This window comes from Actinomycetospora sp. (assembly GCF_055612215.1).
The window spans coordinates 1-6,027 of record NZ_JBVPVA010000221.1; the positions used below are offsets into that span (position 1 = coordinate 1).

General features: G+C 76.2%; 8 protein-coding genes and 1 pseudogene. 6 read left to right on the forward strand and 3 right to left on the reverse strand.

What is annotated here, in order from left to right; genetic code table 11:
• The 4 genes and pseudogenes from AC0CYZ_RS06175 to AC0CYZ_RS06190 all read left to right on the forward strand — a co-directional run.
• A pseudogene (locus AC0CYZ_RS06175) lies at window positions 1-147 on the forward strand (electron transfer flavoprotein subunit alpha/FixB family protein); the annotation flags it as partial.
• Window positions 148-272: 125 nt separating this feature from the next.
• Entirely contained in the window at window positions 273-1,466 is a 1,194-nt protein-coding gene (locus AC0CYZ_RS06180) for a cysteine desulfurase family protein (protein ID WP_472213369.1), read from the forward strand.
• 52 nt (window positions 1,467-1,518) lie between these two features.
• A complete protein-coding gene (mnmA, locus tag AC0CYZ_RS06185) occupies window positions 1,519-2,592 on the forward strand; it encodes a tRNA 2-thiouridine(34) synthase MnmA (RefSeq protein WP_472213371.1) in 1,074 nt (357 codons plus the stop codon).
• A 17-nt stretch (window positions 2,593-2,609) separates the two neighbouring features.
• Window positions 2,610-2,963: a PRC-barrel domain-containing protein gene (locus AC0CYZ_RS06190; RefSeq protein ID WP_472213373.1), complete on the forward strand. Its 354-nt coding sequence runs from the start codon at window positions 2,610-2,612 to the stop codon at window positions 2,961-2,963.
• Between the two features lie 295 nt (window positions 2,964-3,258).
• Here AC0CYZ_RS06190 and AC0CYZ_RS06195 read toward each other — a convergent pair whose 3' ends face one another.
• From AC0CYZ_RS06195 to AC0CYZ_RS06205, 3 genes are all read right to left on the reverse strand, one after another.
• Window positions 3,259-3,381, reverse strand: coding sequence for a ribosomal protein bL36 (locus AC0CYZ_RS06195; RefSeq protein WP_472213376.1), 123 nt, complete (start codon window positions 3,379-3,381; stop codon window positions 3,259-3,261).
• 37 nt (window positions 3,382-3,418) lie between these two features.
• Window positions 3,419-3,583, reverse strand: coding sequence for a 50S ribosomal protein L33 (rpmG, locus tag AC0CYZ_RS06200; protein WP_472213378.1), 165 nt, complete (start codon window positions 3,581-3,583; stop codon window positions 3,419-3,421).
• 77 nt (window positions 3,584-3,660) lie between these two features.
• The gene (locus AC0CYZ_RS06205; protein ID WP_472213379.1) at window positions 3,661-4,485 is read right to left on the reverse strand and encodes a 3-methyladenine DNA glycosylase; all 825 of its coding nucleotides are present in this window, start codon (window positions 4,483-4,485) and stop codon (window positions 3,661-3,663) included.
• 69 nt (window positions 4,486-4,554) lie between these two features.
• On the opposite strand from AC0CYZ_RS06205, the gene AC0CYZ_RS06210 reads away from it, so the two are divergent.
• Window positions 4,555-5,631, forward strand: coding sequence for a methionine synthase (locus AC0CYZ_RS06210; RefSeq protein ID WP_472213382.1), 1,077 nt, complete (start codon window positions 4,555-4,557; stop codon window positions 5,629-5,631).
• Window positions 5,632-5,683: 52 nt separating this feature from the next.
• On the forward strand, window positions 5,684-6,027 hold a 344-nt coding region (locus tag AC0CYZ_RS06215), incomplete at its 3' end, for a DNA ligase LigA-related protein (protein ID WP_472213381.1).

The following is a 6,027-nucleotide window of genomic DNA, read 5'->3' on the forward strand; positions in this document are numbered from 1 at the left end:
CGGGCCGGCATGCAGACCTCGAAGACGATCGTCGCGGTCAACAAGGACCCGGAGGCGCCGATCTTCGAGATCGCCGACTTCGGCATCGTCGGCGACCTGTTCTCGGTGGCCCCGCAGCTGACCGAGGAGGTCGGCAAGCGGGCCTGATCGGCACCGCCGGCACACCCCCGAGGGCCCCCTCGGTCGATCCTGGTCGACCGAGGGGGCCCTCGTGCGCTCCGGACGAGGTCGTGGGAGCGCTCGCCCATCGGGAGGATTACGCTCGCTGCGCGATGACCTACCTCGACCACGCGGCCACCACGCCGATGCTGCCCGTGGCCGTCGCCCGGTACACCGAGGCGCTCGGCCGCGTCGGCAACCCCTCCTCCCTGCACACCGCCGGGCGCCGCGCCCGGCGGGAGGTCGAGGAGGCCCGGGAGAGCATCGCCGCGGCGGTCGGCGCCCTGCCCACCGAGGTCGTGCTCGCGACCGGGGGCACCGAGGCCGACAACCTCGCCGTCAAGGGCGTCTTCTGGGCGCGGCGGGCCGCCGACCCGCGCCGCACCGGGGTGGTGGTGTCCGCGACCGAGCACCACGCCGTACTCGACGCCGGGGAGTGGCTGGCCGAGCACGAGGGCGCCACGCTGCACGTGCTCGAGGTCGACGAGGCCGGCCGGGTCGACCCCGCGGACCTGCGCGCGCTGCTCGCCGCGCACGCCGATGAGATCGCCGTGGTCAGCGTGATGTGGGCCAACAACGAGGTCGGCACCGTCAACGACGTCCGGGCGCTCGCCGACGTGGCCCACGAGTTCGGCGTGCCGCTGCACACCGACGCGGTCCAGGCCGTCGGCTCGCTGCCGGTCGACTTCGCGACCTCCGGCGCCGACGCGCTCTCGCTGACCGGGCACAAGCTCGGCGGCCCGGTCGGGGTCGGCGCGCTGCTGCTGCGCCGGGACGCCACGTGCGTGCCGCTGCTGCACGGCGGCGGGCAGGAGCGCGACGTGCGCTCGGGCACCCTCGACGTCGCCGGGACCGTCGCCCTGGCGGCCGCGGTCCGTGCGGCCGTCGACGACGCCCCGCGGCGCGCGGTGGAGCTCGCCGCGCTGCGCGACGACCTCGTGGCCCGGCTCGTCGCCGAGGTCCCCGACGCGACGCTGAACGGCGTCCCGCTCGACGCGCCCCCCGTCGGGGGCGGCCCGGCCCGGCTGCCCGGCAACGCGCACCTGTCGTTCCCGGGCTGCGAGGGCGACAGCCTGCTCATGCTGCTCGACGCCCACGAGATCGAGTGCTCGACCGGCTCGGCCTGCACCGCCGGGGTGGCGCGGCCCTCGCACGTCCTGCTGGCGATGGGCGTCGACGAGGCGGCGGCCCGGGGCTCGCTGCGCTTCTCGCTGGGCCACAGCTCGACCGCGGCCGACGTCGACGCCGCCGTGGCCGCGATCGGTCCGGTCGTGGAGCGCGCCCGAGGTGCGCTGGCGCGCTCGTGAGCAGTAATCCGCCCTATGGCACGGGAAAGTGCTCACGAGCCGGAGGCACCTCGTGAGGGTCCTGGCCGCCATGAGCGGCGGGGTCGACTCCGCGGTGGCCGCGGCGCGCGCCCGCGACGCCGGCCACGACGTCGTCGGGGTGCACCTGGCGCTGTCCGCGAAGCCCGCGACGATGCGCGAGGGCGCCCGCGGGTGCTGCTCGGTGGAGGACGCCCACGACGCCCGGCGCTGCGCCGACGTGCTCGACATCCCGTTCTACGTGTGGGACATGGCCGCGCGGTTCACCGAGGACGTGGTGGACCCCTTCGTCGCCGAGTACGCGGCGGGCCGCACCCCGAACCCCTGCCTGCGGTGCAATGAGAAGATCAAGTTCTCGGCGGTCCTGGACCGGGCGCTCGCGCTCGGCTTCGACGCCGTGGCCACCGGCCACTACGCCCGGCTGCGGGACGGCGTGCTGCGGCGGGCGGCCGATCCCGACAAGGACCAGTCCTACGTCCTCGGGGTGCTGACCGCGGACCAGCTGGCGCACGCGATGTTCCCCCTGGGGGAGTCGCCCAAGTCGGAGGTGCGCGCGGAGGCGGCGCGGCGCGGCCTCGTCGTCGCCGACAAGCCCGACAGCCACGACATCTGCTTCATCCCGTCCGGTGACACCCGCGGGTTCCTGGCCGAGCGGCTGGGGGAGGCGCCGGGGGAGCTGGTCGACGCCGCGTCGGGCGCGGTCCTCGGCCGGCACACCGGGGTCGCGCACTTCACCGTCGGGCAGCGTCACGGGCTCGGGCTGTCGCGGCCCGCGCCGGACGGGCGACCGCGCTACGTGCTGGGCATCGAGCCGGTGTCGCGTCGGGTCTCGCTCGGGGCCGCCGAGGACCTCGACGTCCACGTGCTGCGGGCCGGGGCGCCGGTCTGGCACGGCGCGCCGGGGGTGACCGACGACGTCGTGGTGCAGGTCCGGGCGCACGGCGGGCTGGCGCGGGCCCGGGTGACGGTGTCGGCGACGGGCCTCGAGGCCGAGCTCGCCGAGCCGCTGCGCGGGGTCGCGCCCGGTCAGGCGGTCGTCGTGTACGACGACGACCGCGTGCTCGGCTCGGCGACGATCACCGCCACCGGCGCGGCCGCGGGCGGCTGACCCCTACGATCGCGCCCATGGCGTTCGAGGCCGAGAACATCCGCGACTGGTTGGGCAAGAAGATCGTCGACCCGACCGGGTCGAAGATCGGTGACATGGAGGCGGTGTACTACGACACGGCCACCGACACCCCGGTGTTCGCGACGGTCGAGCTCGGGATGTTCAACCGCAAGCGCCTGGCGTTCGTGCCGCTGAGCGGGGCGACGGTGCACCCCGACCACGTGAAGGTCACCGTCACCCGCGACCTCGCGAAGGAGGCCCCGGCCATCGACACCGACGGGGAGCTGCCCGTGGAGGACGAGCCGGCGATCTTCTCGCACTACGGCCTCGACTACGGCCCCCGGACCGGCCGCCGCCTCGCCCGGCGGTGAGGTCCTGACCGCCGAGCCCGACCTCGTCGCCGGCGAACCGCGCGCGACGCTGCGCGACGCGCTCGCCAGCATCCGGACCGAGCGCCTGCCCGACGGCTCCCTCGACCTCTCCGGCGACATCCCGGCCGAGCTCGCCCAGCCGCTGCTGCGCGCGCTGGACCGGGTGTCCGCGGAGCTCACCGCCGACGACGAGCGCCGGGGCGGCGAGGTCCGGGCCGGCGGGCGTCTGCAGGCCGACGCGTTCGTCGCCCTGCTGCTGCGCGTCACCGACCCGGGCCCGTAGCGCCTCGGCGCGTCAGCCCTGGCGGGCCTTCCACTTCGGGTTCGTCTTGTTGATCACCACGGTCGCGCCGTGGCGACGGACCACGCTCGAGCCCGGCTTCTGCTTCAGGGCGGCGAGCGATGCACGTACCTTCACGGTCTTCTCCTGTCCTCGGGGGTTCCTCGCGGGAACCTCAGCGCTCCTCGCGGAAGTCGACGTGCCGGCGCTCGCGCGGGTCGTACTTGCGCAGCACCAGGCGGTCGGGGTCGTTGCGGCGGTTCTTCCGGGTCACGTAGGTCGTGCCGGTCCCCGCCGTCGAACGGAGCTTCACGATCGGTCGGACGTCGTTGCGGGCCACCGCTCCTCCTCGCTGTTGGTAACGATTCTCATCAACAACAGCGCGGGCGATGGGATTCCCCCTCGGGACCGCCGCCCCTAGCGCTGCCCCACGACGTCGAGCAGGCGCGCCCGCAGCGCGGCGCCGCGGGTGGCGAACCCCTGCTGGGCGCGGGCGTACTCCGCCTTCCCGGCCGCGGTCTCGATCCGGACCGGCGGGAGGCCGTGCGCGGTGAGGTCGTAGGGGGAGGCGCGCATGTCGAGGGTGCGGACGTCGCGGGCCAGCGCGAAGCAGTCGAGCAGCAGCTCGCCGGGCACCAGCGGGCCCAGCTTCGACGCCCACTTGTAGAGGTCCATCGTCGCGTGCAGGCAGCCCGGCTGCTCCAGCTCGACCTGGCGCTCCCGCGTGGGCCGCTCGGTGTTGCGCGGCGCGGCCTCGGCGGTGAAGAAGCGGTGCGCGTCGTAGTGGGTGCAGCGGATGCGGTGGCTCTCGACGACGGCGTCGGTGGCGTCCGCCCCGAGCCGCAACGGCACCGGGTGACGGGTCCCGCGGGCGCGGTAGACCATCGCCCACTCGTGCAGCCCGAAGCACCCCAGGTGCGCCGGCCGCGACGCGGTGGCGGCGAGCAGGTCCCGGACGAAGGCCACGGTCTGCGGGCGGATCGTCGCGGGGTCGACGCGGCTCCCGTCGGGCGCGTAGTGCTTCCACCCCGCGCGCTCGGCGGCGCCCGCGAGCGTCACCCCCGCACCCGGGTGCCAGACGCGCAGCCGGCCCGGCCGTGTCGGGTAGTAGGTGAACAGGAAGTCCTCGACGGGGTGCGCCTCGCCGGTCCGGCCGCGTGCCCGGTGCCCCGCGGTGAACGCGTCGGCGCGCTCGGCGTGGGCCCGCGCGCGGGCGCGCCAGGTGGGTTCGTCGAGGAGCATGGCGCCGTCCAGGGTGCCAGAGCGGCTGGTAGACCTGGGGGCGTGAGCGACCCGCTGTCCGCCCTGGTCCTGCCCGGTCCCGACGACGCCGGCCAGGCTCCCGACGCCGCGCCCGGGGCGCCGTGGCGGCCCGAGGAGCGCGCCACCGGGCTGGGCTCGCTGCCGGGCACCGACCGTCGGGAGGCCGCCCGCACCGTCGTCGGGGAGCTGCCGGACTTCCCGCACGTCCCCGAGCTGCCCGCCCGCGGGGTCGGGGCCGACGTGATCGGGCGGGCGACGGCGCTGCTGGTCGACCTCGCCGTCGAGGTGTGGCCCAGCGGGTACCGCGTCACCGCCCGCCCGGGGTCGGCCCACCGCCGGGGCGTGGAGCTGCTCGCCCGGGACGTCGACGCGTTCGACGAGGTGCTCGGCGAGACGGGCGCGACGCCGCGGCGGGTGAAGACGCAGGTCGCGGGCCCCTGGACGCTCGCGGCCGGGGTCGAGCTGCGCAGCGGGAACCGGGTGCTGACCGACACCGGGGCGGTCGCGGAGTTCGTCGAGAGCCTGGCCGAGGGCCTGCGCGGGCACGTCGCCGACCTCGCCCGCCGGACCGGCGCCGGCGTCGTGGTCCAGCTCGACGAGCCGACGCTGCCCGCCGTCCTCGCCGGGAGCCTCCCGACGCCGAGCGGGTTCGGCACCGTGCGGGCCGTGCCGGGTGCCGAGGCGCGCGCCGGCCTGGCGACGCTGGTCGCGGCGGCCCGCGACGCGGGCGCGGTCGGCGTCGTCGTCCACTGCTGCCACCCGACGCCGCCGCTGGCGCTGCTCGGCGCGACGGGGGCCGACGCCGTGGCCGTGGACCTGACCGCGCTCGACCGGTCGAGCGCGGTCCTCGACGCCCTCGGCGAGCTCTGGGACGCGCCCCTCGAGCTGTGGCTGGGGCTGGTGCCCGCGACGGACCCGCCGGTGCCCCCGGAGCTGGAGGCCCTGGCGCGCCCGGCGCTCGACCTCGCCGACCGCCTCGGCTTCGACCGCGAGCGGCTGGCCGACCGCGCCGTCCTCACCCCCGCCTGCGGCCTGGCCGGGGCGAGCCCGGACTGGGCGCGCACCGCGATGGCGCGCAGCGTGGAGCTCGCGCGGGCCGCCGCGGATCCGCCCTCGGCCTGGTGATGTCCGGTTCCGCGGGGCGTGGCTGTCGGACTCCGCGGCTACCCTCGGCGCCGTGACCAGCGAGAGCCCCGCCGCGCCCCTGGCCGCGCCCGACGTTCCGCCCGACGTCCAGGCGCGGCACGCCGAGCTGGCCGAGGTCGTGTCCGACCACCAGTTCCGCTACTACGTGCTCGACGCGCCGATCATCACCGACGGCGAGTTCGACGAGCTGTTCGGCGAGCTGTCCGCCCTGGAGGAGCAGTACCCCTCGCTGGTCACCCCGGCGAGCCCGACGCAGCGGGTCGGCGGCGGCTTCTCCACCGACTTCGTCGCGGTCGACCACCTCGAGCGGATGCTCTCGCTGGACAACGCCTTCGAGCCCGAGGAGCTGCGCGAGTGGGTGCTGCGGGTGCAGCG